The sequence below is a fragment of the Pseudorhodoferax soli genome (genome assembly GCF_003337555.1).
GTDB lineage: Bacteria > Pseudomonadota > Gammaproteobacteria > Burkholderiales > Burkholderiaceae_C > Pseudorhodoferax > Pseudorhodoferax soli.
The window spans coordinates 1,342,937-1,367,732 of record NZ_QPJK01000001.1; the positions used below are offsets into that span (position 1 = coordinate 1,342,937).

At 68.6% G+C, this 24,796-nt stretch carries 22 protein-coding genes and 1 tRNA gene; 14 read left to right on the top strand and 9 right to left on the bottom strand.

Annotated features, from left to right (window positions below; genetic code table 11):
* Positions 1-11: 11 nt before the first annotated feature.
* Complete coding sequence (gene pcaF, locus DES41_RS06155) at positions 12-1,217, bottom strand: 3-oxoadipyl-CoA thiolase (protein ID WP_114466676.1); 1,206 nt, start codon at positions 1,215-1,217, stop codon at positions 12-14.
* A gap of 84 nt (positions 1,218-1,301) precedes the next feature.
* Here pcaF and DES41_RS06160 point away from each other — a divergent pair, with 84 nt between their 5' ends.
* Positions 1,302-1,736, top strand: coding sequence for a DUF1841 family protein (locus tag DES41_RS06160; RefSeq protein ID WP_114466677.1), 435 nt, complete (start codon positions 1,302-1,304; stop codon positions 1,734-1,736).
* 64 nt (positions 1,737-1,800) lie between these two features.
* Here the strand turns inward: DES41_RS06160 and DES41_RS06165 are convergent, their stop codons facing one another.
* Complete coding sequence (locus tag DES41_RS06165; RefSeq protein WP_114466678.1) at positions 1,801-2,484, bottom strand: c-type cytochrome; 684 nt, start codon at positions 2,482-2,484, stop codon at positions 1,801-1,803.
* Between the two features lie 88 nt (positions 2,485-2,572).
* Here DES41_RS06165 and DES41_RS06170 point away from each other — a divergent pair, with 88 nt between their 5' ends.
* The 6 genes from DES41_RS06170 to DES41_RS06195 all read left to right on the top strand — a co-directional run bounded on the left by DES41_RS06170 (position 2,573) and on the right by DES41_RS06195 (position 11,628).
* Positions 2,573-3,415: an AAA family ATPase gene (locus DES41_RS06170; protein ID WP_114466679.1), complete on the top strand. Its 843-nt coding sequence runs from the start codon at positions 2,573-2,575 to the stop codon at positions 3,413-3,415.
* 31 nt (positions 3,416-3,446) lie between these two features.
* Positions 3,447-4,640 (top strand): vWA domain-containing protein, encoded by a 1,194-nt coding sequence (locus tag DES41_RS06175; protein ID WP_114466680.1) that lies wholly within the window; start codon positions 3,447-3,449, stop codon positions 4,638-4,640.
* Positions 4,641-4,644: 4 nt separating this feature from the next.
* A complete protein-coding gene (locus DES41_RS06180; protein WP_114466861.1) occupies positions 4,645-6,588 on the top strand; it encodes an autotransporter assembly complex protein TamA in 1,944 nt (647 codons plus the stop codon).
* On the top strand, positions 6,588-10,655 hold the full coding sequence (locus DES41_RS06185; RefSeq protein WP_114466681.1) for a translocation/assembly module TamB domain-containing protein: 4,068 nt from the start codon (positions 6,588-6,590) through the stop codon (positions 10,653-10,655). The genes DES41_RS06180 and DES41_RS06185 overlap by 1 nt, the downstream gene beginning before the upstream one ends.
* Before the next feature lie 41 nt (positions 10,656-10,696).
* A tRNA-Arg gene (locus DES41_RS06190) sits at positions 10,697-10,771 on the top strand.
* A 164-nt stretch (positions 10,772-10,935) separates the two neighbouring features.
* A complete protein-coding gene (locus DES41_RS06195; protein ID WP_147282801.1) occupies positions 10,936-11,628 on the top strand; it encodes a hypothetical protein in 693 nt (230 codons plus the stop codon).
* A 71-nt stretch (positions 11,629-11,699) separates the two neighbouring features.
* On the opposite strand, the gene DES41_RS06200 is transcribed toward DES41_RS06195, so the two are convergent.
* The 3 genes from DES41_RS06200 to DES41_RS06210 form a co-directional block, all read right to left on the bottom strand.
* Positions 11,700-13,040 (bottom strand): metal-dependent hydrolase family protein, encoded by a 1,341-nt coding sequence (locus DES41_RS06200; protein ID WP_114466683.1) that lies wholly within the window; start codon positions 13,038-13,040, stop codon positions 11,700-11,702.
* Between the two features lie 73 nt (positions 13,041-13,113).
* On the bottom strand, positions 13,114-13,896 hold the full coding sequence (locus DES41_RS06205) for an alpha/beta fold hydrolase (protein WP_114466684.1): 783 nt from the start codon (positions 13,894-13,896) through the stop codon (positions 13,114-13,116).
* Between the two features lie 5 nt (positions 13,897-13,901).
* Complete coding sequence (locus DES41_RS06210; protein WP_114466685.1) at positions 13,902-14,771, bottom strand: fumarylacetoacetate hydrolase family protein; 870 nt, start codon at positions 14,769-14,771, stop codon at positions 13,902-13,904.
* Between the two features lie 212 nt (positions 14,772-14,983).
* On the opposite strand from DES41_RS06210, the gene DES41_RS06215 reads away from it, so the two are divergent.
* From DES41_RS06215 to DES41_RS06225, 3 genes are all read left to right on the top strand, one after another.
* On the top strand, positions 14,984-15,832 hold the full coding sequence (locus DES41_RS06215; protein WP_114466686.1) for an AraC family transcriptional regulator: 849 nt from the start codon (positions 14,984-14,986) through the stop codon (positions 15,830-15,832).
* A gap of 561 nt (positions 15,833-16,393) precedes the next feature.
* The gene (locus tag DES41_RS06220) at positions 16,394-17,209 is read left to right on the top strand and encodes a THxN family PEP-CTERM protein (RefSeq protein ID WP_114466687.1); all 816 of its coding nucleotides are present in this window, start codon (positions 16,394-16,396) and stop codon (positions 17,207-17,209) included.
* 139 nt (positions 17,210-17,348) lie between these two features.
* Complete coding sequence (locus DES41_RS06225) at positions 17,349-17,795, top strand: DUF2501 domain-containing protein (protein WP_114466688.1); 447 nt, start codon at positions 17,349-17,351, stop codon at positions 17,793-17,795.
* Between the two features lie 6 nt (positions 17,796-17,801).
* On the opposite strand, the gene DES41_RS06230 is transcribed toward DES41_RS06225, so the two are convergent.
* Positions 17,802-18,281: a YqaA family protein gene (locus DES41_RS06230; protein WP_114466689.1), complete on the bottom strand. Its 480-nt coding sequence runs from the start codon at positions 18,279-18,281 to the stop codon at positions 17,802-17,804.
* A gap of 119 nt (positions 18,282-18,400) precedes the next feature.
* Here DES41_RS06230 and dusB point away from each other — a divergent pair, with 119 nt between their 5' ends.
* From dusB to purH, 3 genes are read left to right on the top strand one after another with little or no spacing between them, the layout of a single operon-like run.
* Complete coding sequence (gene dusB / locus DES41_RS06235; protein ID WP_114466690.1) at positions 18,401-19,438, top strand: tRNA dihydrouridine synthase DusB; 1,038 nt, start codon at positions 18,401-18,403, stop codon at positions 19,436-19,438.
* A complete protein-coding gene (locus tag DES41_RS06240; protein WP_114466691.1) occupies positions 19,435-19,671 on the top strand; it encodes a Fis family transcriptional regulator in 237 nt (78 codons plus the stop codon). The genes dusB and DES41_RS06240 overlap by 4 nt, the downstream gene beginning before the upstream one ends.
* A 37-nt stretch (positions 19,672-19,708) precedes the next feature.
* Positions 19,709-21,313, top strand: a complete 1,605-nt coding sequence (gene purH / locus DES41_RS06245) for a bifunctional phosphoribosylaminoimidazolecarboxamide formyltransferase/IMP cyclohydrolase (RefSeq protein ID WP_114466692.1) — start codon at positions 19,709-19,711, stop codon at positions 21,311-21,313.
* Positions 21,314-21,387: 74 nt separating this feature from the next.
* Here purH and DES41_RS06250 read toward each other — a convergent pair whose 3' ends face one another.
* The 3 genes from DES41_RS06250 to thiD form a co-directional block, all read right to left on the bottom strand.
* Positions 21,388-22,131, bottom strand: a complete 744-nt coding sequence (locus DES41_RS06250) for a glycine zipper 2TM domain-containing protein (protein WP_114466693.1) — start codon at positions 22,129-22,131, stop codon at positions 21,388-21,390.
* Positions 22,132-22,223: 92 nt separating this feature from the next.
* Positions 22,224-23,525 carry a glutamate-1-semialdehyde 2,1-aminomutase gene (gene hemL / locus DES41_RS06255; RefSeq protein ID WP_114466694.1) on the bottom strand — a complete coding sequence of 434 codons (1,302 nt, stop codon included), beginning with the start codon at positions 23,523-23,525 and terminating at the stop codon, positions 22,224-22,226.
* Positions 23,526-23,530: 5 nt separating this feature from the next.
* On the bottom strand, positions 23,531-24,478 hold the full coding sequence (gene thiD / locus DES41_RS06260; RefSeq protein WP_114466695.1) for a bifunctional hydroxymethylpyrimidine kinase/phosphomethylpyrimidine kinase: 948 nt from the start codon (positions 24,476-24,478) through the stop codon (positions 23,531-23,533).
* 144 nt (positions 24,479-24,622) lie between these two features.
* On the opposite strand from thiD, the gene DES41_RS06265 reads away from it, so the two are divergent.
* Positions 24,623-24,775, top strand: a complete 153-nt coding sequence (locus DES41_RS06265; RefSeq protein WP_056664812.1) for a rubredoxin — start codon at positions 24,623-24,625, stop codon at positions 24,773-24,775.
* Positions 24,776-24,796: the final 21 nt, after the last annotated feature.

Consider the following 24,796-nt stretch of genomic DNA (forward strand, 5'->3'; position numbering starts at 1 on the left):
TTCTTCGGTGGTCAGACACGTTCAAGCACGATTGCGATGCCCTGGCCCACGCCGATGCACATGGTGCACAAGGCGTAGCGGCCACCGCTGCGGTGCAACTGGTTCACGGCCGTGGTGGCCAGGCGCGCGCCGCTGGCGCCCAGCGGATGGCCCAGCGCGATGGCGCCGCCGTTGGGGTTCACGCGCGGGTCGTCGTCGGCGATGCCCAGCGCGCGCAGCACCGCCAGGCCCTGGGCCGCGAAGGCCTCGTTGAGTTCGATCACGTCCAGCTGCGCGAGCGAGATGCCGGTCAGCGCCAGCACCTTCTGCGTGGCCGGCGCCGGACCGATGCCCATCACGCGCGGCGCCACGCCGGCCGTGGCCATGCCGACCACGCGGGCCTTGGGCGTGAGACCGTGAAAGGCGGCGCTCTTCTCGTCGGCCAGCAGCAGCGCGCAGGCGCCATCGTTGACGCCGCTGGCATTGCCGGCCGTCACCGAGCCGTCGGGCCGCACCACGCCCTTGAGCTTGGCCAGCGATTCGAGGCTGGTCTCGCGCGGGTGCTCGTCCCGGGTGACGGCGATCGCGTCGCCCTTCTTCTGCGGGATCAGCACGGGCGTGAGTTCGGCGTCGAAGAAGCCGGATTTCTGCGCCGCCACGGCCTTCTGCTGGCTGGCCAGCGCCATGCGGTCCTGGGCCTCGCGGCCGATCTTGTGCTCAACAGCCACGTTCTCGGCGGTCTCGGGCATGGAATCCACGCCGTAGAGTTCCTTCATGCGCTTGTTGACGAAGCGCCAGCCTATGGTGGTGTCGTAAACCGCGTTGCTGCGCGAGAAGGCGCTTTCGGCCTTGGGCATCACGAAGGGGGCGCGGCTCATGCTTTCGACACCGCCCGCGAGCATGAGGCCGGCCTCGCCGGCGCGGATCGCGCGGGCTGCACTGCCCACCGCATCCAGGCCGGACCCGCAGAGCCGGTTGATGGTGGCGCCCGGCACGTCGATGGGCAGGCCGGCCAGCAGTGCGGACATCCGGGCCACGTTGCGGTTGTCCTCGCCGGCCTGGTTCGCACAGCCATACAGCACGTCGGCCAGCGCCTGCCAGTCGACCTTGCGGTTGCGCACCATGAGCGCCTTGATCGGCACCGCGCCGAGGTCGTCGGCGCGCACGCTGGACAGGGCACCGCCGTAGCGGCCGAAGGGGGTGCGGATGGCATCGCAGATGAAGGCCTGGGTGCTCACAGTGGTCTCCTCGGCAAAGGGGGGTTGCGGGTCATTCTAGGCACGCTCCTCCTGCGGGAAGACCCGCATGCTAGGCTTGCCCGCATGTTCAATCCTTCGCAAGCGGACGTGCGCCGCTTCTTCTGCGGCGCGCATGCCAAGGCGCTCGCCGGCCAGCCCATGGAGGCCATCGAAACCTTGGCCAGCCAGTGGATCGCAGAGCACCCCGAGTACCACGCCGACCTGCTGGACGCCGACGCGGCCGTGGCCCGCATCTACGACGGTGCCGACGGGCAGCAGAACCCCTTCCTGCACCTCTCGATGCACCTGTCGATCAGCGAGCAGTGCTCGATCGACCAGCCGCGCGGCATCCGCCAGGCCGTGGAGCTGCTGGAGCGCCGGCGCCAGTCGCTCCACGACGCCCACCACGAGGTCATGGAATGCCTGGGCCGCATGATGTGGGAGGCCCAGCGCGCCGGGCGACCGCCCGATGGCCAAGCCTACATCGACTGCGTGCAGCGCCGCGCGACGCAGGACTGAGCACGCATGAAAAAGCCCGCACGGGGCGGGCTTGGTGTAGCAGGCCGCGGCCTGGCGCGCGCGCTTACTTCTGCGAGGTACGGAAGCGCGACTCGGGCACGACCTGCAGGCCACCTTCCAGGCCGGCCAGGTAGTTCGAGATGGCCTTGAGTTCGGCGTTGGAGAACTGCTTGGCCAGCGGCGCCATCACGCCATTGGAACGGCCAACCAGGCCAGGGCTGGCGCCGGTCTTGTAGGCCTTCAGCGCGACGAACAGGTAGTCGGCGTGCTGGCCTGCGATCTTGGGATAGCTGCCGTCGATGGGCTTGGCGAAGTTGGCGCCGTGGCAGGACACGCAGGCGCCCTTTTGCAGCAGCGCCGCAACCTGGGCATTGGGCTCCTTGGCCTGCTCGGGCGGGGTGGGCGCGTCTTCGACATGCGTGCTGTAGAACGCCGCGAGATCGGCGATGTCCTGGTCGTTCAGCGACTCGGCGATGCCGCGCATCGTCGGGTGGCGACGGTCGCCGGTCTTGTAGGCATTCAGCGCAGCAGCGATGTAGGGCGCGCCCTGGCCCGAAATCTTGGGCACCTTGTAGACCTCGGGAAAGGCCGTCTGGTACCCGACGATGCCGTGGCAACCGATGCACATGTCGGCTTTGCCCAAGCCAGCTTTGGGGTCTCCTTTGATTTGCTGGGCCATCGCAGGGAGGCCCAATGCCGTCACCGATGCGACAGCCAATGCAAACACCGTGGTCTTCAATTTATTCATTTTGCGCGCACAATCTCTATTGAAATCAGGCCGGAAGCAGCGTTTGAGTATAGCCGGCACGTCTCCCAATCTCCCTCCTCCAGACTCCATGAAATTCCAAGGCTCGAACAACTACGTCGCCACGCAAGATCTGATGCTGGCGGTGAATGCGGCTGCCACGCTCAAGCGCCCGCTGCTGGTCAAGGGCGAGCCCGGCACGGGCAAGACCATGCTGGCCGAGGAAGTGGCCAGCGCCCTGAACCTGCCGCTGCTGCAGTGGCACATCAAGTCCACCACCAAGGCGCAACAGGGGCTCTACGAGTACGACGCGGTGAGCCGTCTGCGCGATTCGCAACTTGGCGACGAGCGCGTGAAGGACATCCACAACTACATCGTCAAGGGCGTGCTGTGGCAGGCCTTCACGGCCGAGCAGCCGGTGGCATTGCTGATCGATGAAATCGACAAGGCCGACATCGAATTCCCGAACGACCTGCTGCGCGAAATTGACCGCATGGAGTTCTATTGCTATGAAACCCGCGAACTGATCCGCGCCAAGCACCGTCCGCTGGTATTCATCACCTCCAACAATGAAAAGGAATTGCCCGACGCGTTTTTGCGCCGCTGCTTTTTCCACTACATCAAGTTCCCCGACGCGGCGACCATGCAGCAGATCGTGGACGTGCATTTCCCGGGCCTCAAGAAGGAGCTGCTCACCGCGGCCATGAAGACCTTCTACGACGTGCGCAACCTGCCCGGCCTGAAGAAGAAGCCCTCCACCTCCGAGCTGCTGGACTGGCTCAAGCTGCTGGTGGCCGAGGACATCCCGGCCGAGGCACTGCAGAGCAAGGACGACAAGGTCGCGGTGCCGCCGCTGGTGGGCGCGCTGCTCAAGAACGAGCAGGACGTGACGCTGTTCGAGAAGCTGGTGTTCATGCAGCGGAACAACCGCTGAACGCCACCGACACCGCGCGAGGAGACCTGCCGTGCTGATCGACTTCTTCTACACCCTGCGCTCGGCCAAGCTGCCGGTCTCGGTCAAGGAATACCTGATGCTGCTCGACGCGGTCAAGCAGGGCGTGGTCGGGCCGGCCAGCCCCGACGGCGCCTACGCGATCGACGACTTCTATTACCTGTCGCGCACCGCGCTGGTGAAGGACGAGAAGCACTACGACAAGTTCGACCGCGCCTTCGCCGCCTACTTCAAGGGCGTGGAGATGGTGGCCGACTTCACCAAGGACATCCCGCTCGAGTGGCTGCGCAAGAACCTCGAACTCGAACTGAGCCCCGAGGAGAAGGCCAAGATCGAGAAGATGGGCTGGGACGAGCTCATGGAGACGCTCAAGAAGCGCTTCGAGGAACAGAAAGAGCGCCACGAGGGCGGCAGCAAGTGGATCGGCACGGGCGGCACATCGCCCTTCGGCGCCAACGGCTTCAACCCGCAAGGCATCCGGATCGGCCAGGAGAAGGGCCGCAACAAGAGCGCCGTGAAGGTCTGGGACCAGCGCGCCTACAAGGATTACGACGACAGCCAGGAACTGGGCACGCGCAACATCAAGGTGGCGCTGCGCCGGCTGCGCAAGTTCGCGCGCGAAGGCCTGCAAGAAGAACTCGACCTGGACGACACCATCCGCTCCACGGCCGCCAACGCCGGCTGGCTGGACATCAAGATGGTGCCCGAGCGCCACAACAACGTGAAGGTGCTGCTGCTCATGGACGTGGGCGGCACCATGGACGAGCACATCGCACGCGTGGAAGAGCTGTTTTCGGCCACCAAGACCGAGTTCAAGCACCTGGAGTTCTACTACTTCCACAACTGCGTCTACGACTTCATGTGGAAGAACAACCGCCGGCGCTTCTCCGAGAAGTTCCCGACCTGGGACATCATCCGCAAGTACAACAAGGACTACAAACTCATCTTCGTCGGCGACGCGACCATGAGTCCTTACGAAATCCTACAACCTGGCGGCAGCGTGGAATACAACAACGAGGAGCCCGGTGCCGAGTGGCTGCAGCGCCTCACGCACGCGTTTCCCAAGTTCGCGTGGATCAATCCGGAGCCGCAAGGCGTGTGGCAATACCGCCAAAGCATCAGCGTGGTGCAGCAGCTCATGGGCAACAGGATGTTTCCCCTGACTCTCAAAGGGCTCGAGGAAGCCATGCGCCTGCTGTCAAAATGATTTGATGTCCCCGGTGGTTGTGAAGCGTGCGCCGGCCTTGTGGCCGGCGTTTTTGTTGGTGGTGGTTCTCGTGCTTCCGGGATGCGGCCTGCTGCGCCCTGCCCCGGAACCGGCGCCGGCCAACGCCAGCGGGGCCGACGGCACCCAGGTCATGCCCAGCGAGGCGGCCGCCAAGCAATCGGACCAGCCCGACGGCAAGCGCGACAACTTCACGGTCGAAGTGCGCGGCCCCGATCCGGCGCGCGAGCTGCTCGACACCCACCTGGATCTGCAGCGCTACCGCCGGCTGGACGCGCTTTCCGTGGCCGAGATCTCGCGCCTGATGGCCGCGGCCGAGCCCAACGCGCGCCAGCTGCTGGGCACCCTGGGCTACTTCACGCCAACGCTCACGCTGGAGCTGCAGGACACCCCCGGCGGCGAGCGCGCGGACCATGCCGTGCGCATCACCGTCGACCCCGGTCCCATCACCCAGGTGGGCGAGGTCAAGCTGGACTTCAGCGGCGCCATCGCCGCAGAGAACCAGCAGGCCGAACGCCGGCGCAACGCCATCGAACGCAGCTGGTCGCTGCGCAGTGGCGCGGCGTTCACCCAGTCCGGCTGGGACGGCGCCAAGAGCGCGGCGCAACGCCAGCTCACGGCCCGGCGCTACCCGCTGGGCCGCATTGCCGACAGCCGTGCCCAGGTCGATGCCGACCGGCAACTGGCCGACCTCGGCGTGCAGTTCGACTCGGGTCCGGCCTACCGCTTCGGCGACCTGCAGATCCGCGGCAGCGAACGCTACAGCCCGCTCAATGCGGTGCGCATCGCACAGCTGCCCACGGGCCAGGAGTACGACCAGCAAAAGCTGCTGGACACGCAGTCGCGCCTGGCCTCCAGCGGCTTCTACGAATCGGTGTTCCTGACACTGGACACCGATGGCACCGATCCCCAGAACGTGCCCGTGATCGCCCAGGTGCGCGAGGCACCGTTGCAAAAGCTCGTGTTCGGCGTGGGCTACACCACCGACAGCGGGCCGCGCCTGTCGGTGGACCACATCCACAACAAGATCCCGCTCCTGGATTGGCGTGCCGTGTCGCGCCTGTCGCTGGACAACGAGAACAAGTCGCTGGGCACCTCGCTCTTCGGCCTGCTCGACGCGCGGCTGTGGCGCTGGTTCGGCAGCGGCCTCGTGCAGCGCGAGCGCTCGGGCAGCTTCGACGTGCTCTCGGGCAGCCTGCGCTATGGCCGCAGCAAGTCCACCGACCACATCGACCGCAGCTACTTCGCGCAGTACGACTACGCGCGCAGTTCGGGCGCGGACGCACCGCCGCCTGCCTCCACGGTGAGCCTGAACTGGGGCTGGACCGGCCGCTACTTCGACAACAACAGCAGGCCACGCCGCGGCCAGGGCCTGCAGGTGGAGGCCGGTGTCGGCACCACGCTGCTGGGCGGCCAGTACCCCTACACGCGCACGGTGGCGCGCTGGCTGGGCTACGTGCCGCTGTACCAGGTGCGCGCGGGCGGCGCCACGGAAACCGAGACGCGCGCACGCCGCGCCCGCCTGCAGCTGCGCGCCGAAGCCGGCGCGGTGGTCGCGGCCGATGCGGCGCAGATCCCCTCCACCCAGCTGTTCCTGACCGGGGGCGACACCACGGTGCGCGGCTTTGGCTACCGCAAGATCGGCGCGAGCTATGTCAACGACACCACGGTGGCCGGCCGCTACATGGCGGTCGGCAGCGTGGAGCTGCAGCACCCCATCGTCTGGAACGGCGCGCTGACGGAATTCGAGGCCGTGGCCTTCGTCGACACCGGCTCGGTGGCCGACCGCCCCGCAGACTTCCAGTACAAGGTCGGCGCCGGCGGCGGCATGCGCTGGTACAGCCCGGTCGGGCTGGTGCAGGCCGACATCGCCCATGGCTTCGGCGAGGGGGGCATCAGCATCCACCTGCGCCTGGGGTTCACGTTCTGATGGCGTCCGCCACGCCGCCGGCCTCCGCCACGCCGCCCCAGCCGCGCCGGCGCCTGCTGCGCGCCTTGGGCTGGAGCGCGGCGGGCCTGGGCACCGCCATCGTGGCGCTGGGCGCCTATGGCTGGTGGTGGAGCGGCCAGCCCCAGTCGCTGCCGACCGTGCTGTCGTTCGCCAGCCGCTACCTGCCGGCCGGTCAGACGCTGCAGACCCGCGATGTGCAGGGCGCGCTGCGCCATGGCGCCAGCATCGCCTGGCTGCGCTGGGAGAGCCCGGCCATGGCCGTGGAGGTCAACGACCTGCAACTGCGCTGGCAGCTGCGGCCACTGCTGTCGCGGCGTGTGCAGATCGACCAGTTCCAGATCGGCAAGCTGCAGCTGGTGCCCGGCACGCCGCAGCCCGAGACCGCGCCCGCCGAGCCGCTGCGGCAGCTGACGCTGCCAGTCGAGATCGAACTGCCGTTCGACGTGCGCGAGATCGTCTACGGCGCCGACCCGGCCGCGCCCACGCTCACGGTGCAGGCGCTGGCCGGCCACTACCGCTACGACGCCGGCAGCCACCAGCTGCGGCTCGACGGCGTGCAGGTGGCCGACGGCCGCTACCAGGGCCAAGTCGAACTGCAGGGGGCCGCGCCCATGGCCATCGATGCGCAGCTGCGCGGCGAGGTGCGCGCGCCCATGGTGGAAGGCAGTGCGCCGCTCACGGTGCTGGCCGAGGCCGCGGTGCGCGGGCAGCTGGCGCAGCCGGACGGGCAACTCAAGGTCACCGGCCAGGTGGCCCCGGTCGGCGGCGACGATGGCATGCGCGCCACGCTGGACGCCGACATCGCGCCCTGGCAGACGCAGCCCGTGCTGCGCGCGCTGGCAGATTTCCAGCGCATCGATGCCGCGCGCTTCGTCCCCGGTGCACCGCGCACCGACCTGTCCGGCACGCTGCGCGCCGGTCCCGTGCCGTCCGCCACGCCGGGTGCCGCCACGGCCTGGCAGGCCGAACTGCAGGCGCGCAACGCCCTGCCCGGCCCCTGGGACCAGAAACGCCTGCCGCTGGCCGGCGTGCAGGCCACCGCCCGCCTGGACGGCCAGGACTGGACCGTGCCGCAGGCCGAACTCGAACTAGGCAAGGGTCGCATCGCGTTGCAGGCCAGCTACACCCCCCAGCCCATGCGCTGGCAGGCCGAGGCGCGCATCGAACGCGTCCAGCCTGCGCTGCTGTACTCCACGCTGGATGGCACGCCCGTGTCCGGCACCGCCAAGGCCGACCAGCAAGACGCCGTGGTCCGCTTCGATGCGGGCCTGCAGGCCGCCGCCGCCGCACGCACCGGGGCGCCGGCCGCGCCGCGACTGGACCTGTTGCAGGCCCGCGGCCTGTACCGCACCGCCACCCAGCAGCTGGAACTCGACGCCTTGCGCATCGACGCCGGACCGGCGCGCGTTGCAGGCCAACTGCGCGCGCAACTCGACACGCGGGCCGGCGCCGGCAAGCTCGAGGTGCAGGCCCCCGGCTTGCAGGCCCAGCTGGAAGGCGACATCGCCGCCACGCGCGGCCAGGCCCAGGCCCGCGTGAACCTCCGCGACGCCGCGAGCCTGCAGCGCTGGCTGTCGAGCCTGCCCGGCCTGGAGAAGGCCTTCGCCGGCACTTCGGTCGCCGGCAATGCGCAAATGGATCTGCGCTGGCAGGGCGGCTGGGCCCAGCTGCAGCAGCAGCTGGCCCAGCCTTCCACCGTGCAGCGCGGCCTGGCCGTCGAACTGGCGCTGGATGCCCCGCGGCTGGATCTGCAACTGCCCGGCTCCGACCCGGCCACGCCCCAGTCCATCGCGCTGCGCGGCATCGCCGCGCGGCTGTCGGGCAGCCCCGCCGATGCGCAGCTCGCGGTGGACGGCCGCGCCGCCATGGGCCCCCAGCAGTTCCGCCTGCGCACGCGCGCCAGCGGCGGCATCGCAGGCCGCGACCAATGGCGCCTGGCCATCAGCGAACTGCAGGCCTCGGCCAGCGGCGTGGCAGGGGGCACCGAGAAGCAGCCCTGGCAGTTGGCGCTGCAGCAGCCGCTGTCGGCCATGTTGCGCCGGGGCACTTCCCCGCTGTGGCAGCTCGATGCCTCGGCCAGCAGCGCCACGCTGCAAGGCCCTGGCCCGGATGCGCTGCAGCTGCAATGGCAGCCGCTGCTGCTGGCGCAGACGGCCGGCGGCCCCACACCGGCCTGGCAGGTGCGCGGCAGCGGCCGCGTGCTGGGCCTGTCCATGGCCTGGGCCGAGGCGCTCGCGCCCCAGATGGCGCAGAGCGGCATCAGCGGCGACCTGGTGTTCGATGGCGACTGGAACATCGACACCACCGGCCCGCTACGCGCTTCGGCCAGGCTGGCCCGGCGCAGCGGCGACCTGCTCGTGCGCGCAGGCGAAGGCGCGCTCGTCCGGCGCATCCACACCGAGGGCACGGGCACGGCACGCGAAACCACCATCGACAACGGCCGCCCGGCCGATGCGCCGGCCACGCCGGCCGGCATCCAGCGCGCCGAACTCGTGCTCAATGCACAGGGTGACGACGTGCGCGCCCAGCTGTTCTGGAACAGCACGCGCGCCGGCGAGGCGCAGGCCGACGTGCGCACGCGCATCGCCACGGCCGGCGGCAGCTTCGCGTGGCCCGAGAACGCGCCGCTGACGGGCCGGCTCACGGCACGCGTGCCCAACGTGGGCGTGTGGTCCATGTTCGCCCCGCCGGCCTGGCGCATCGACGGCACGCTGGCAGCCGACGCAGCACTGACCGGCACGCGCAGCGCGCCGCAGTGGAACGGCACCCTGTCGGCCGATGGCCTGGCCGTGCGCGCGGCCGTCGAGGGTGTGGAACTCCAGGACGGCCGCATGCGCGCGCGGCTGCAGGGCAACCGCCTGACACTGGACGAGTTGACGCTGAAGGGCGGCAGCGCCAGCCGCGTGCGCATCGCAGGCCCGGCCGGCAACCTCAGCACCGTCAGCAGCGAGGCCGCCCGCGACGGCGGCGAGTTGCGCCTGTCGGGCAACGTGCAATGGGACGCCGCGGCCGCCGACCAGTCCGGCATCGCCATGGACCTGAACGCCCAGCTGCGCAGCCTGCGCGTGCTGGTGCGCAGCGATCGCCAGGTCACGGTCTCGGGCCAGCTGCAGGCCGGCATGGCGCAGGGCCAGATCCGCGTGCGCGGCGCACTGACGACCGACCGCGGCGTGATCATCCTGCCCGACGAGACCGCACCCACGCTGGGCAGCGACGTCAGCATCCGCTCGGCCGCCATCGACGCCGAGGCCCGCGCCCGCCAGGCGCGCGAGAAGGCCAGCGCCGACGCCGCCGCCGCCAAGCAGGCCAAGGCCCAGCCCGCCAAGCCGCCCGACATCGCCGTGAGCCTGGACATGGGCCGCGACTTCGCGGTCCAGGGCCACGGCCTGACCACGCGCCTGGGCGGCAGGATCGACATCACCGCCAACGCCAACAGCGGTGGCCAGCCGCGCGTGACGGGCGAGATCCAGACCGTGCAGGGCCGCTACCGGGCCTATGGCCAGCAGCTGGACGTGGAATCGGGCCTGGCGCGCTTCAACGGCCCCTACGACAACCCCTCGCTGGAGATCCTGGCCGTGCGGCCGAACCTGGAGCAGAAAGCCGGCGTGCGCATCACCGGCACGGCCCAAGCCCCGCGCGTGGCGCTGTACTCGTCGCCGCAGCTGACCGATGCCGAAACCCTGTCCTGGATGCTACTGGGCCGTTCCACGGCCGGCGGCGGCGCCGAGGCAGCCGTGATGCAGCAGGCCGCGCTGGCCTTGCTCGGTGGCTTCGGCCCCAAGGGAGGCGGCGGCAACTTCGCCAGCCGCTTCGGGCTGGACGAGATCGGCTTCAAAGGCCCGTCAACAGGTGAAGACGCCAGCGGCTCGGCCCTGACGCTGGGCAAGCGCCTGACCGACCAGATCTACGTGACCTACGAGGCCAGCCTGGCCGGCAGCCTGGGAACGCTGTACATCTTCTACGACCTCACACGCAACCTCGCGCTGCGCGGCCAGGCCGGTCTCAAGAGCGGTGTGGACCTGATCTACACGCTCAGCTACGACTGACCAGCCGGCCCGGTGCGGCCCCCTACAATGCGCGCCCGCGCCTCCTCGTAGTTCAATGGATAGAACGAGTGCCTCCTAAGCGCTAGATACAGGTTCGATTCCTGTCGAGGGGACCAGATCGAAGGCCGCGGCAGCACCTTGCCCCCGGCCTTTTTTCTTTGCCTGCCGCAAGCCCACCTGCGGGCGAGAAGCATCCGTCCACCGGGCGACATCTGCTCCTACAGCACTGTCATGCTTTCGCCGCATTTCTTGCATGCGCCTGGCGTGCAGCATCGCCTGGATGCACAAGTCCGCTCCCACCTGCCTGCAGCCCGAAGAGGCCATGGGCATGCAGGCACGGCGCCTCGGCCGGGCTCGCATGGCGCTCTTGGTTGCGCTGGTCGCCAGCCTCCCGGTCGCCTTCGCGATGCCGGCCCGTTGGGGCTGGGAGAACAGCTGGATCGAGAACGCGCAGGTGTTCGTGCTGGTCGGTGGGTTCGCCGCCTGCGTTGCTTCCATGCGCCGCGCAAGCGGAAGATCGGACCGTGCCCTGTGGCTCGGCATCGCGCCGATCTGGTTGTTGATCGCCGCCCGGGAGCTCAGCTGGGGCGCGGTGTTCGCAGACCCGATCGCCTTCACGGCCGACGGCCCGCAGTTCTCATCCAACACGCTTTGGTTCAAGCACTACGTGTACGGCATCGCCGGGGTTGTCCTCGCGGCATGTGCCTTGTTGCTTGCCGTCGCTCGGCTCGACCGGGTCATCGGCCGCATGCTCCGCGCCGGCACGTTTCCGTGGGCGGAGACGCTGGTGGTTCTGCTGGTCGCCCTGGCCTCCTCGCTTGCGGAAGGGCACCTGGGTCTTGACGCCGACTTCCTGGGCGCCCAGGCGCAGGTGATGGAGGAGCTGGTTGAACTCGTGGGTTACCTGGCACTGGTCCTCGCGCAGGGGTGGGTGGCCTGGGCCACCCGTGCCATGGCGGACAACGGCCACTGACGCGCGAGGGTTTGCTGGACGCGAAGCCCCAGTGCCACGGCCGCCGTGCATGCCTGAACCGTGCAGCGGGCTCAGCTCATTTCCGCCAGCGCCTCCTTGACGCCCTCTTCGCGCAGCGGAAAGTCCGCGCCCTCCAGATGCAGCGCCGCATCCCCGGGCGTCGGCGTCGAGCACTCCTTGTAGATGACCCCGTCCTTCATGACCAGCTGGATCTTCGCCGGATCGGTGAGGAGGGACAGGTCCTGCAGCGGGTCGCCGTCGACCAGCACGATGTCGGCGGTGTAGCCGGCCTTCAGCTTGCCCAGCGCATCGGGCTGCATCATGATCTCGCCGCCCAGCGCGGTCGCCGACAGCAGCGCTTCCTTGGGCGTCATGCCGATGTAGTCGACAAAGTACTGCAGGTCGTTGGCATTGGTGCCGTGCGGCATCCACGCGAAACCGTAGTCGCCGCCGGGCAGGATGCGGATGCCGCGCTTGTGCATCTTGCGCAGGCTCTGCGCCGCCACCTCCAACTCGCGCTTGTAGCCCATCTGCGTTGCCACGGCTTCGGTGATGCCGTACTCCGCCGCGTTGTAGGTGGTGCGCACCAGCCAGCCGATGCCGGGCGCGACGAAATGCCTGTCCTTGGCGGCCTCGAGCATGTCCAGCGCTTCCTCGTCGGCGAAGCTGGCGTGGTAGACCATCTCGATGCCATGGCGCACGCACAGCTTGACCGACTCGCTGGAGCGGGCGTGCGCCGCGACGCGCTTGCCGTAGCGCTTGGCCTCGCGCGACAGCATGGCCACTTCCTCTTCGGAGAACGGCGACATCTCGGCCGGCAGGCCGGCGATGTACTCGCCCGACAGGTTGATCTTCAGATGGTCGACGCCGTACTTGATGAAGGTGCGCGCCGAGCGGCGGATTTCCTCGGGGCCGCTGCAGACGCTGCCGAAGCTCAGCTCCTCGAAGGGCATGTGCGGCAGCGTGTTGTCACCCAGCGCGCCGATGGTCGTGATCTCCTGCGAGCCGGCCAGGTAGCGCGGGCCCGGGAACTCGCCAGCGTCGATGGCATTGCGCAGCACCACGTCCAGCCGGGGCTTGGCGGCGGCCGCGCCGATGGCCGACGTCCAGCCCATGTCCAGGTAGCGCCTGGCCACGCGCACGCACCAGAGCATGTGCTCCTCCGGCGGCATGAACTGGATGGCCGCCAGCGAGGGCTGGTCGTTCCAGGAGAAATGGGTGTGGGCTTCCGTCATGCCGGGCATCAGGAAGCGGCCACGGCCTTCGAACACGCGCGCCCCTTCGGTGCCGACTTTCTCCGGTGCCCGGGCGACCTGGACGATCTTCTTGTCCTCGACCAGCACGTCGCCCAGGTACGGGTCTTCGCCGGTGCCGTCGAAGATGCGAACGTTCGTGAATGCATACCGCGTCATGTCTGTCTCCTTGACCTGTGGTCACGTGGGGTTCCCGGCGGGGGCCCGGGAGGGTTTGCGAACGAGGGGCGACTCAGCGCAGGCGCGCGTGGAAAGCTTGCAGTTCGTGGGCACACCGCTCGGGCTGCTCCAGCGTGGTCCAGTGGCCGCAGCCGGGCAGCACGACCACGCTGGCACGGGCGAGCCGCTGCGCCATCGCCTGGACGCTCGGTGCCGGTGCCACGCCATCCTGGTCGCCGGTCACCAGCAGCACCGGCACATCGATCGCCTCCAGGGCGGCGGACTGCGCCGCGGCCAAGGCCCCGCAGCTCTGGGCATAGCCCTCGGGCGGCTGCCGCATGATTAGTTCACGCACCGCGGCGAGGACGACCGGGCGCTCGGCCCGGGTCTCCTTGCCCGTGGCACCCTGCACGATGGCGTCGGCGATGTCCTGCATGGCGGCCGCACCCTGGCGGGCCAGCGCAGCGCGCGCCCGGATGTTGGGGCGCGCCGCGTCTGGGGGCGCGACCAGCGGGCCGAACAGCGCCAGCGAGCGCACCAGCTCCGGCTGGGCAACAGCAAGATGCTGGGCCACGATGGTGCCCAGCGAATGCGCAACGATGTGCACGGACTTCAGGCCCAGCGCGCGCGCCAGGGCGGCCATGGAGTCGGCAAGGCCCTCGACGGACAGCGCGCCGGCGGGCAGTGCCGAGCGCGCGCTGCCGGGCAGATCGGGGGCGATGCGCTGGAAGGACTGCAGCGCGCCCGCGATGGGCGTCCACACGTTGGACGAGCCGCCGAGGCCGTGGATGCACAAGACGGCGTCGCCCTCCCCTGCGATGTCGACGGCCATGCCGTGGATGAACTGGGTGGCCATGGCGCTCAGATGAATTTGTTCTCGATGGCGCCGAGGCGGTCGACCTCGATGCGCACGGTGTCGCCAGCGCGCAGGTAGCGCGGGGGCTTCAGGCCCATGCCCACGCCGGCCGGCGTGCCGGTGGCGATGACGTCGCCCGGGTACAACGTGATGCCGCGCGAGATGGTTTCGATGAGCGTCGGGATGTCGAAGATCATGTTCTCGGTCGGGCCGTCCTGGCGCAGCTCGCCGTTGACCCAGCAGCGCACGCGCGTCCTGGTGCCGTCCAACTCGTCGGCCGTGACGATCCACGGGCCCATGGGGCAGAAGGTGTCGAACGACTTGCCCATGTCCCACTGCTGGTGCCGCATCTGCACATCGCGCGCGGTCACGTCGTTGACGATCGTGTAGCCGAACACATGCGCCAGCGCTGCCGTCTTGGCGATGTTCTTGCCGCCCTTGCCGATGACGACGGCCAGTTCGGCCTCGTAGTCGATCTGTTCGGAGACTTCGCTCGGCACATGGACCGCATCGTGCGGCCCCACCACGCACTCTGGCACCTTGGTGAACACGATCGGCCAGGCTTCGGGGTTGGCGTCGTTGTCCTTGAAGACCGATGCCGAGAGCTCCTTCGCATGTGCGTGGTAGTTGCGCCCCACGCACCAGATGTTGCGGCGTGGTCTGGGCAGCGGCGCGTTCAGCTGCACATCCTCGACATGGAAGCGGCGCTCTGTTGCAGCGGGCAGCGGCTTGCCCTCGGCCAGTGCCTGGATGATGGGCAGCACGCCATATGCGGCCTGCGCGCCCGGCACGTCGAGCGCGGTGATGGTGTGTCCGGTAGGGTCGACCAGGCCGACATGGGAATGCCCGTCGGCAGTGAATGCAGCAAGACGCATGGGTGCTCCAGAAGGTTGCGGGACGGCCTGCCTGCCTTGCGGGACAGCACAGAACGTTGGCAAAACTTTAGGGGCCGCCCGCCCGGCGCGCTTATCGCCGAGTCGCCCGGCGTATCAAAGAGTCAGGTGCATTCCTCAGGGCTTACCCGAGTGGCCTGACGTCGACGCCAACCAGGGCACCAGAATCCGCGCCACGTTGTGGGAGCTTGGGCATGGCAGAGGCGTACGCACTTCACGAAGGAGCCTTCGGCACGGCCATCGTGCTGGAGTTGCGGGGCAACCTCGTACCGCACGCGCACTCGGAAGCGCAAATCGCCTTCTGGCTGGGCGGGGCGCGCGGCACCGCCCGTGTCGGCGATGAACGCGTCGACTACAGCGAAGACCTGGCGCTCGGTGTCAACGCCTTTGAGTCGCACGACTTCGCCTTGCGCGAGGACGGCGGGGTCGCGGTGTTCCTCGTCTTCATGGTGCGGCACGAGTGGCTCAAGGAGCGGGCCGACGCCGCGCGGCGCGGGTTCCGCTTCGCGACCCCCAGGGTCCACATCGACGCAGCGCTGCGCCGTGCCTGCTGGCAGGTGCTGGACCTGATCCTTTCGGCGCAATCGCCACGCGCCGCGGTCGACGACCAGGTGGAGCGCCTGCTGGAGGCCGCCACCGATGCCGCCAACGAGGTGGTGCCGCGGCCGCACATCGCGCTGGGCGCATCGCTGGACCAGCGTCTGCGCGCGGCCATCGCGCACATGCGCGAACACGTCTCCGACAAGGCCACGATCGATGAGATCGCCGGCCGCGTCGGCCTGTCGCGCGGGCACCTGTTCGCACTGTTCCGCGAGCAACTGAACACGACGCCCCAGGTGTTTTGGAGCGCGGTGCGGGTGGAAGAGGCGATGCGGCGTGTCGGAGACGGTGCGCCGCTCACCGACGTCGCGCTCGATCTCGGTTTCTCGGCACCCGGCAACTTCTCGCGCTTTTTCAAGGAGCACACCGGCGTGTCGCCCTCGATCTTCCGGCGGGCCGTGCGCGCGCCGCTGCCATCGACCGTGACGGGCGTTCCGCGGTAGGCGTCGCTGTTTGCACTGAACCATGCGAGCCGCAAGAAGCGCAGGCGGGGCTGCCCGCCAGGGCGCGCCATGCAGCTCACGACCGCAGAGCCGCTCGCCGTGCACCGCGTTGCCGCGTCGGCAACCAAGGGAGCATTGGCTCGCACGGTGCGTTCCCGAAGTCGTCACGCGCTGTAGGACATGTCCGATGACGGCCTGCCTGACACCATGCCAAGCCCGTCACCATGGGCTCTGGCCTCGCCATCTCGCCGATCCTGCTCCGCTGCATGCGGCTCGGCAGCGAAAAACTGGGTCCGGCACCGACGGAGGTCAGCCTTCGCGTCTGTTTGTGTAGGAATACTGTTCTCCATTGTCGGAAGTTTCCTACATCGAGTTTGCAATCGTTACAAGAGAGCAAACGTTACAAAGCGTCGATTTTTTTGACATCCAGCCCTCATCTGTCACGTATTGGTGCGCTAAGTGCCTGCCACTAGGCGCAAAAAGCGGACAGGCACGGCATTTGCGCTTTTCCGTACTCGCTGGGTCGCAGACCTGTTCTTCCCCCTCCGCAAAGGAAATGCAATGCGTTCTTTGAAACCAAGCCATGTCGCCCTGGCAGCCGCTGTTGCCCTGGCAACCTCGGCAGCAAGTGCCGCCCCCGTCGCCAACTGGACCTACGAGGTGACGAGCGCGTTCGACACGGACCCCGCTGCCACGACCTTCGTGAACTCGGGCACGAATCCGGGCCCCATCAATCCGTCCACCGGCTACTGGACCAGCTCGAACCTGCTGCAGTGGGGCCAGAACGATGGCAGCATCGCTGGCGGCACCCGCAGCGGCCTGGAAATCACGAACTCGCCTTCCAATGGCGGAGTCGCCACCAATGGCGCTTTCGTCCCGGCCAACAGCTACACCCACTACAACAACGCCGCGCTGGGCGCCAACAGCTGGACACTGAGCACGACCAAGATCGACTCGACGCTGAGCCTGTCTGCCCCGGGCGTGGACAAGCTGTTCGAAACGTCCTACAGCGTGTACTTCACGGAGACGCCGAACCGCAACACCGGCTGCCCGTCCGCACCGGAAGCCAACCCCTGCAGCGACATCTTCGTGCTGGTGGGCGGCTTCGGCGAATCGTTCACCTACGACGGCTACGAGTACAGCTTCCAGTTCATCTCCGACCCGGCATTCACCGAGCTGAGCGAAGCCCAGTGCGTCGCCGCCGGCTACCAGGCTGGCTGCTTCGGCTTCGCAACGCCTGAAGGCCAGGACTACACCGTGGACTTCGCGTTCCGCCTGGTCGCAACGGAAGTCCCCGAGCCCGCCACCCTCGCGCTGCTCGGCGCCGGCCTGCTGGGCATGGCGGGCCTGCGCCGTCGCCAACAGAACAAGCGCTGAGCGCTCGGCTGTGCCAGCAAACCCCGCCTCGGCGGGGTTTTTTCTGGCGGGCGGCGTAGGGATCGCAGATGACGCAAGGGAAGAATGCGCGGCCTAGAATTCGGCGCAGCTCCGCGCCCGAACCAACCAGGATGTCACCATGGCCCGCCACCTCCACCGCACTTGCACTGTTGCCTTCGTCGTGCTGACCGCCCTGTCGGCGCAGGCGGCCAGCCCGCTGGACCAGCTCAAGAGCGCCGCCAGCGAACAACTGGGCGGTGGCAGCAGCAGCGGTGCAGCCGGCATGCTGGGCGGCCTGGGGCTCCCCAGCATCGGCAGCGGCACGGCCAGCAACGCGGCCGGCGTGCTGCAGTACTGCATCGAACGCAAGTACCTGGCCGGCGGCGCTGCCGGCATCAAGGACAAGCTGCTCGGCAAGATCGGCCTGGGCGGCGGCATGGAAACGCAGGACAAGGGCTACCAGAGCGGCCTGTCCGGCATCCTGAATGGCAGCGACGGCAAGTCCTTCGACATGGGCAAGATCCAGGACCAGCTCAAGGACAAGGCCTGCGGCTACGTGCTGGACAACGCCAAGTCGCTGGTCTGACGCAGCTCAGTGCCAGACCCCGGGGAACGCCCAGACCAGCGACCCCGTCATGACCAAATAGCGCAGGAACTTGCCGATGGCCATGTAGAACAGGCAGGGCCAGAACGGCAACCGCAGCCAGCCCGCCACCGCGCAGAGCGGGTCGCCCACCGCGGGCAACCAGGCCAGCAGGCAGGCCTTGGGCCCGAGCCGCTGCAGCCAGCCCAGCACGCGCACATGGTGGGACGAATGGCTGTAACGGTCGGCCACCTTGTGCGCCCCGTAGCCCAGCCACCAATCGAGCGCCCCGCCCAGCGTGTTGCCCACCGTAGCCACCGCGATGGCCGGCCAGAACATCTCGGGGTTGAGCTTGACCAAGCCGAACACCACGGGTTCGGAGCCCAGCGGCAGCAGCGTCGCCGAGATGAAGGACACGACGAACACCGTGCTCAGGCCGAACTCGGGCAGTGCCAGCGCGCTCAGCAATTGGTTCAGCCAGGCTTCCATGAGCGAATCAGTATAGGGGTCGGCCCTGGCCCGTCATGTAGGCAACCAACCGTTTCAATTGCTGAAATATGAGGCAGCTAGAATCCGTCCCCCGCCTCCGCCCTCCCCCTCATCCCAGCATGCAGATCGGCCAGTTCACTTTGGCGAACAACGTGTTTGCCGCCCCCATGGCCGGGGTGACGGACCGCCCGTTCCGCCAGCTGTGCAAGCAGCTGGGGGCGGGCTACGCGGTCAGCGAGATGGTGACCTCGCGGCGCGACCTGTGGACTTCGCTGAAGACCTCGCGCCGCGCCGACCACACCGGCGAAGCCGCACCGATCGCTGTGCAGATCGCCGGCACCGATCCCGAGATGATGGCCGAGGCGGCCGCCTACAACCTGGACCGCGGCGCCCAGATCATCGACATCAACATGGGCTGCCCGGCCAAGAAGGTCTGCAACAAGTGGGCCGGTTCTGCATTGATGCAGAACGAGGCGCTGGCCGTGTCCATCGCGGAGGCCGTGGTGGCCGTTTGCGCACCGATGAACGTGCCGGTCACGCTCAAGATGCGCACCGGCTGGTGCGCCGAGCAGCGCAACGCCGTGGTGCTGGCGCGCGCCTTCGAAGGCGTGGGCATCCAGATGCTGACCGTGCACGGCCGCACGCGCGAGCAAGGCTACAGCGGCCACGCCGAGTACGACACCATCGCCGCCGTGAAGGCCGCCGTGCGCGTGCCGGTGGTGGCCAATGGCGACATCGCCACGCCCGAGCGCGCGCGCGAGGTGCTGGCCGCAACCGGCGCGGACGCCGTCATGATCGGCCGCGCGGCCCAGGGCCGGCCCTGGATCTTCCGCGAGGTCGTGCATTTCCTGGCGACGGGCGAGCACCTGGCGCCGCCGCTGGTCGCCGAGGTCCGGCGCCTGCTGCTGGACCACCTGGCCGAGCACTACGCGCTGTACGGCGAATACACCGGCGTGCGCTCGGCGCGCAAGCACATCGGCTGGTACGTGCGCCAGCTGCCCGGGGGCGAGGCGTTCCGCCAGCGCATGAACCGGCTCGAACAGCCGACCGAACAACTGGCCGCCGTGGCCGAATTCATGGATGAGATGGGCAGCTGCCACGAGCGCATGCCCGCCACCGTGAGCAGCGACGAACTTCTGGAGGAGAGCGCAGCGTGAGCAAGAAGAGTATCGAAGAGTGCGTGCGCAGCAGCCTGGAAACCTACCTGAAGGACCTGCACGGCATCGAGCCGGGCGGGGTCTACGACATGATGATCCGCGCCGTCGAGAAACCCATGCTCGAGGTCGTCATGCAGCATGCCGAGCACAACCAGTCGCGCGCGGCCGAGTGGCTGGGCCTGAACCGCAACACGCTGCGCAAGAAGCTGGTCGACCACAAGCTCATCAAGTGAGCCTGCCCCCTTTGTCCCGTCTTTTCCCCTTCATCCGATGAATGCACTGATCTCCGTTTCCGACAAGACCGGCGTGCTGGCGCTGGCCCAGGGCCTGCACGCGCTGGGCGTCAAGCTGCTGTCCACCGGCGGCACCGCCAAGCTGCTGGCCGATGCCGGCCTGCCGGTGACCGAGGTCGCCGACCACACCGGCTTCCCCGAGATGCTGGACGGCCGCGTCAAGACGCTGCACCCCAAGATCCACGGAGGCCTGCTGGCGCGCCGCGCACTGCCGGCCCACGTGGCCGCGCTGGCCGAGCACGGCATCGAGACCATCGACCTGCTGGTGGTCAACCTGTACCCGTTCGAGGCCACCGTGGCCAAGGCCGGCTGCACGCTGGAAGACGCGATCGAGAACATCGACATCGGTGGCCCCGCCATGGTGCGCAGTGCCGCCAAGAACTGGCAGGACGTGGCCGTGCTGACCGACGCATCCCAGTACGACGCCGTGCTGGCCGAACTCCAGGCCGGCAACGGCAAGCTCTCGGACAAGACGCGCTTCGCGCTGTCGGTGGCCGCGTTCAACCGCATCGCCGACTACGACGGCGCCATCAGCGACTTCCTCTCCGCCGTGGACTTCGAGGCCAGCGCCGGCCAGCCCGCGCCCGTGCGTGCCCTGTTCCCGGCACAGAGCAACGGCCGCTTCGTCAAGCTGCAGGACCTGCGCTACGGCGAGAACCCGCACCAGCAGGCCGCGTTCTACCGCGACCTGTACCCGGCGCCGGGCTCGCTGGTGTCGGCCAACCAATTGCAAGGCAAGGAACTCTCCTACAACAACATCGCCGACGCCGATGCGGCCTGGGAATGCGTCAAGAGCTTCGACGTGCCCGCGTGCGTGATCGTCAAGCACGCCAACCCCTGCGGCGTGGCCGTCGGCGCTGACGCGCTGGAGGCCTACAGCAAGGCTTTCCAGACCGACCCGACCTCGGCCTTCGGCGGCATCATCGCCTTCAACCGACCGGTCGACCTAGCGACGGCGCAGCAGGTGCACAAGCAGTTCGTCGAGGTGCTGATGGCCCCGGGCTACAGCGACGAGGCGCTGGCGCTGTTCCAGTCCACCAAGGCCAAGCAGAACGTGCGCGTGCTGCAGATCGCCTTGCCCGCCGGTGGCGCGACCGACTGGGACAACGGCCGCAACGCCATGGACGTCAAGCGCGTCGGCTCGGGCCTCTTGATCCAGACGGCCGACAACCACGAGCTGCAGCTGTCCGACCTCAAGGTCGTCACGAAGAAGCAGCCCACGCCGGCGGAGCTGCAAGACCTGCTGTTCGCCTGGAAGGTGGCCAAGTACGTCAAGAGCAATGCCATCGTGTTCTGCAAGGACGGCATGACCATGGGCGTGGGCGCGGGCCAGATGAGCCGCCTGGATTCGGCCCGCATCGCCAGCATCAAGGCAGAGCACGCCAAGCTTTCGTTGGCCGGCACGGCCGTGGCAAGCGACGCCTTCTTCCCGTTCCGCGACGGCCTGGACGTGGTGGTCGACGCGGGCGCGACCTGCGTGATCCAGCCCGGGGGCTCCATGCGCGACCAGGAGGTCATCGATGCCGCCGACGAGCGCGGCGTGGCCATGGTGTTCTCGGGCGTCCGGCACTTCCGCCACTGACTCCGCCACTGAACCCGGGCATTCCGCCCAACAAAAAGCCCGCTCTGGCAGCGGGCTTTTTTGTGGGCGGCCATTCAGCGCCAGTGCGGGCGCGGGCCGTAGTAGCGTGGCGGCGGACCGTAGTAGCGCGGTGGCGGGCCGTAGTGGCGGTGCGACAGGTTGGCACCGATCACGCCCAGGCCGATGCCGATGGCCAGCGGGGCCACGTAGGACGAAGGCGCCGTGCTGTAGACCGGCGCCGATTCGTAGACCGTGGTCACGGGCTCGGTCTGGTAGACCGTGGCCGGCTGCACGTAGGTCGTGCTGGAAATGATGCGGGCCGGCGCCCGCACCGGAGCCTGCTGCGGCGGCATGCTGCCCACCGGCGTCACCTGCAGCGGAACCGTCGGGCCGGGGTCGTTGGCCATCTGCACCTGGTAGCGGCGGCCGGCGTACTCGTAGACCACGTCGTAGTACGACGTCTGGTTCTGGTAGAAGGTCTGCGTGCTGCAGTTCTGCACGTTGCGGACCTGGTCGGGCTGCTGGCCCTCCACCTGGTTGCCGAGCACCGCACCGCCCAGTGCGCCGAAAGCCGTTGCGGCGACCTGGCCGCTGCCGCCACCGAAGGCGCTGCCGAGCAGGCCACCGGCGATGGCGCCGACAACGGCTCCGGCTCCCGAGGGCTGCGACGCCGTGACGACCTGCTGGTTGTTGCAGACCAGGCGCGGCACGGCCACCTGCTGCATGACAGGCGTGGCCGAGATCACCGTGCCGTATTCCTGGGCCAGTACCGAGGCGCTCAGCAGGCTGGCGCCAGCAAGAAGCAAAAGCTTTTTCATGGTGATCCTTACGACCTGTGAGCCTGCTGAAAGTTTAGGCCTTTACACAGGCTTTTCAACGCCCGGGCGGCGCCCGGCGTTGACGGCAGGGGTCAGCCGCGGGCCAGCAGGCGGAACACGGCGCGGGCCGCATCCACCGTCTGCGCGATGTCCTCGTCGCTGTGGGCCGCGCTGACGAAGCCGGCCTCGTACAGCGCCGGCGCGATGTACACACCGCGCTCCAGCAGGCCGTGGAACAGCTGGTTGAAGCGCGCGCCGTCGGTGGTCATGACGGTGCGGTAATTCTGCGGCAGCGCGTCCAGCAGGAAGAAACCGAACATGCCGCCTTCGCTGTCGCCACTGAAAGGCACGCCTTCATCGGCGGCGGCCTGGCGCAAACCGGCCACCAGGGCCTGCGTGCGCCGGGCCAGCGCCTCGTAGAAGCCCGGCTTGCCGATCTCGTGCAGCGTGGCCAGGCCGCAGGCCGTGGCCACCGGGTTGCCCGACAGGGTGCCCGCCTGGTAGACCGGGCCCAGCGGCGCCAGCTGTTCCATGACGGCGCGGCGCCCGCCGAAGGCGGCCAGCGGCATGCCGCCGCCAATGACCTTGCCCAGCACCGTGATGTCGGGCACGAAACCCGGGATCTCGCGGGCATAGACGCTCTGGGCACCGCCCAGCGCCACGCGGAAGCCCGTCATCACCTCGTCGAAGACGAACAGCGCGCCGTGCTGCGTGCACAGTTCGCGGCAGCGCCGGATGAAGGGCACGCTGGCGCGCACGAAGTTCATGTTGCCGGCGATCGGCTCGATCATGAGGCAGGCCAGCGCCGCCCCATGCTCGGCGAAGGCCTGCTCCAGGCCGGCGAGGTCGTTGTACTCGAGCACCAGCGTGTCCTGCACCACCTCGGGCGGCACGCCGGCGCTGGTCGGGTTGCCGAAGGTCGCCAGGCCCGAGCCGGCCTTGACCAGCAGCGCGTCGGCGTGGCCGTGGTAGCAGCCCTCGAACTTGATGATCTTCTTGCGGCCGGTGGCGCCGCGCGCCAGCCGGATCGCGCTCATCGCGGCCTCGGTGCCCGAGCTGACCAGGCGCACCATGTCCATGGACGGCAGGTGCGCGAGGATGGCCTCGGCGAGTTCGATCTCGCGCTCGGTCGGCGCGCCGAACGAGAAGCCCTGCACGGCAGCCTCCTGCACGGCCGACAGCACGGCGGGATGGCCATGGCCCAGGATCATCGGCCCCCAGGAGCCGATGTAGTCGATGTAGCGCTTGTCTTCGGCATCCCAGAAGTAAGCGCCCTGGGCGCGCTGCACGAAGCGTGGCACACCGCCCACGGCGCGGAAGGCGCGCACGGGCGAGTTGACGCCGCCGGGGATCACGCGCTGCGCGCGTGCGAACAGTTCTTCGTTGGTGCTCATGGTGGTCAGTGGCGCACGGCGCCTTCGTCGTTGTCGGCCTCGGGTGGCTCCTCGCCTTCGGCACCGTCCTTGTCCTTGTCCTCGTCCTCGTCCTCTTCGGGCTGGGCCCAGAACATGCGATCGGGCAGCACATGGCCCATGCCGGGGCGAAAGCCCCCGTCCAGGCTCTGGTCCAGGTAGGTCAGCGCCTCGCCCACGGCCTCGTTGAGTTCGGCGCCGCTGGCCAGCAGCGCGGCAAGTGCCGCCGACAGCGTGTCGCCGGCCCCCGTGAACTGCGCCTCGAAGAGTTCGAAGCGCGCATTCGCGAGCACGGTCTGCGGCGTGGCCAGCACGTTGTCCACATGCTGGTCCGGCAGCAGGATGCCCGTCACCAGCGTGTAGGGCGCGCCCTTGTCGGCAGCGGCCTTGGCGATGTCGCGCGGCGAGGGGCTGCGCTGGCTGCTCCAGTCCGGCAACAACCAGCGCCACAGCGTGCTGTGGTTGCCCACCAGCACGGTGGTCTGGGGCAGCATCAGTTCCTGGAAGGCGTCCAGGTAGGCGTCGATCTGATCCTCTTCCCACCAGGACAGGTTGGGCATGTAGGCCACCACGGGCACGTCGGCGTAGTCGGCGGTCAGTTCGGCGATGGCCGAGAGGTTCTCGGGGCTGCCGACGAAGCCGACCTTGATGACCTGCACCGCCATGTCCTCGAGCACGGCACGGGCCTGCTCGGTCACGGCTTCCTCGTCGAAGGGGAAATGCTCGAAGATCTCGGCGCTGTCGCGCGCATAGCTGCCCGTCACCACGGGCAGCGCATGCGCGCCCACCGATGCGATGGCCACCGCATCGGCCGACAGGCCGCCTGCGCCGCTGGGGTCATTGGCGTTGAAGACCAGCACGCAGGCCGGGCCGGCGTCCTCGTCCGTGTCGGCCGCGTCGGGTTCGGAACCAGGGGATGCGGCGGAGTCGTTCATGCGGGCGGCGGGCCTTGGAAAGGGGGGGTTGGAGCGGCGGGCGCTGGAGCCTTGCCACCGGGCATTGCGCCCGGGACGCCTCTATACAATCGCCGGCATTCTATTGGAACGCCCCCGAACACTGTGACCGACCCTAAAACCTGGATGTGCCTGATCTGCGGCTGGATTTACGACGAAGCGGCAGGCGCGCCGGACGACGGCATTGCGCCCGGCACCCTGTGGGCCGATGTCCCGATGAACTGGACCTGCCCCGAGTGCGGCGCGCGCAAGGAAGACTTCGAGATGGTCCAGATCTGAGCGCCAGCCCAGGAACCGCAG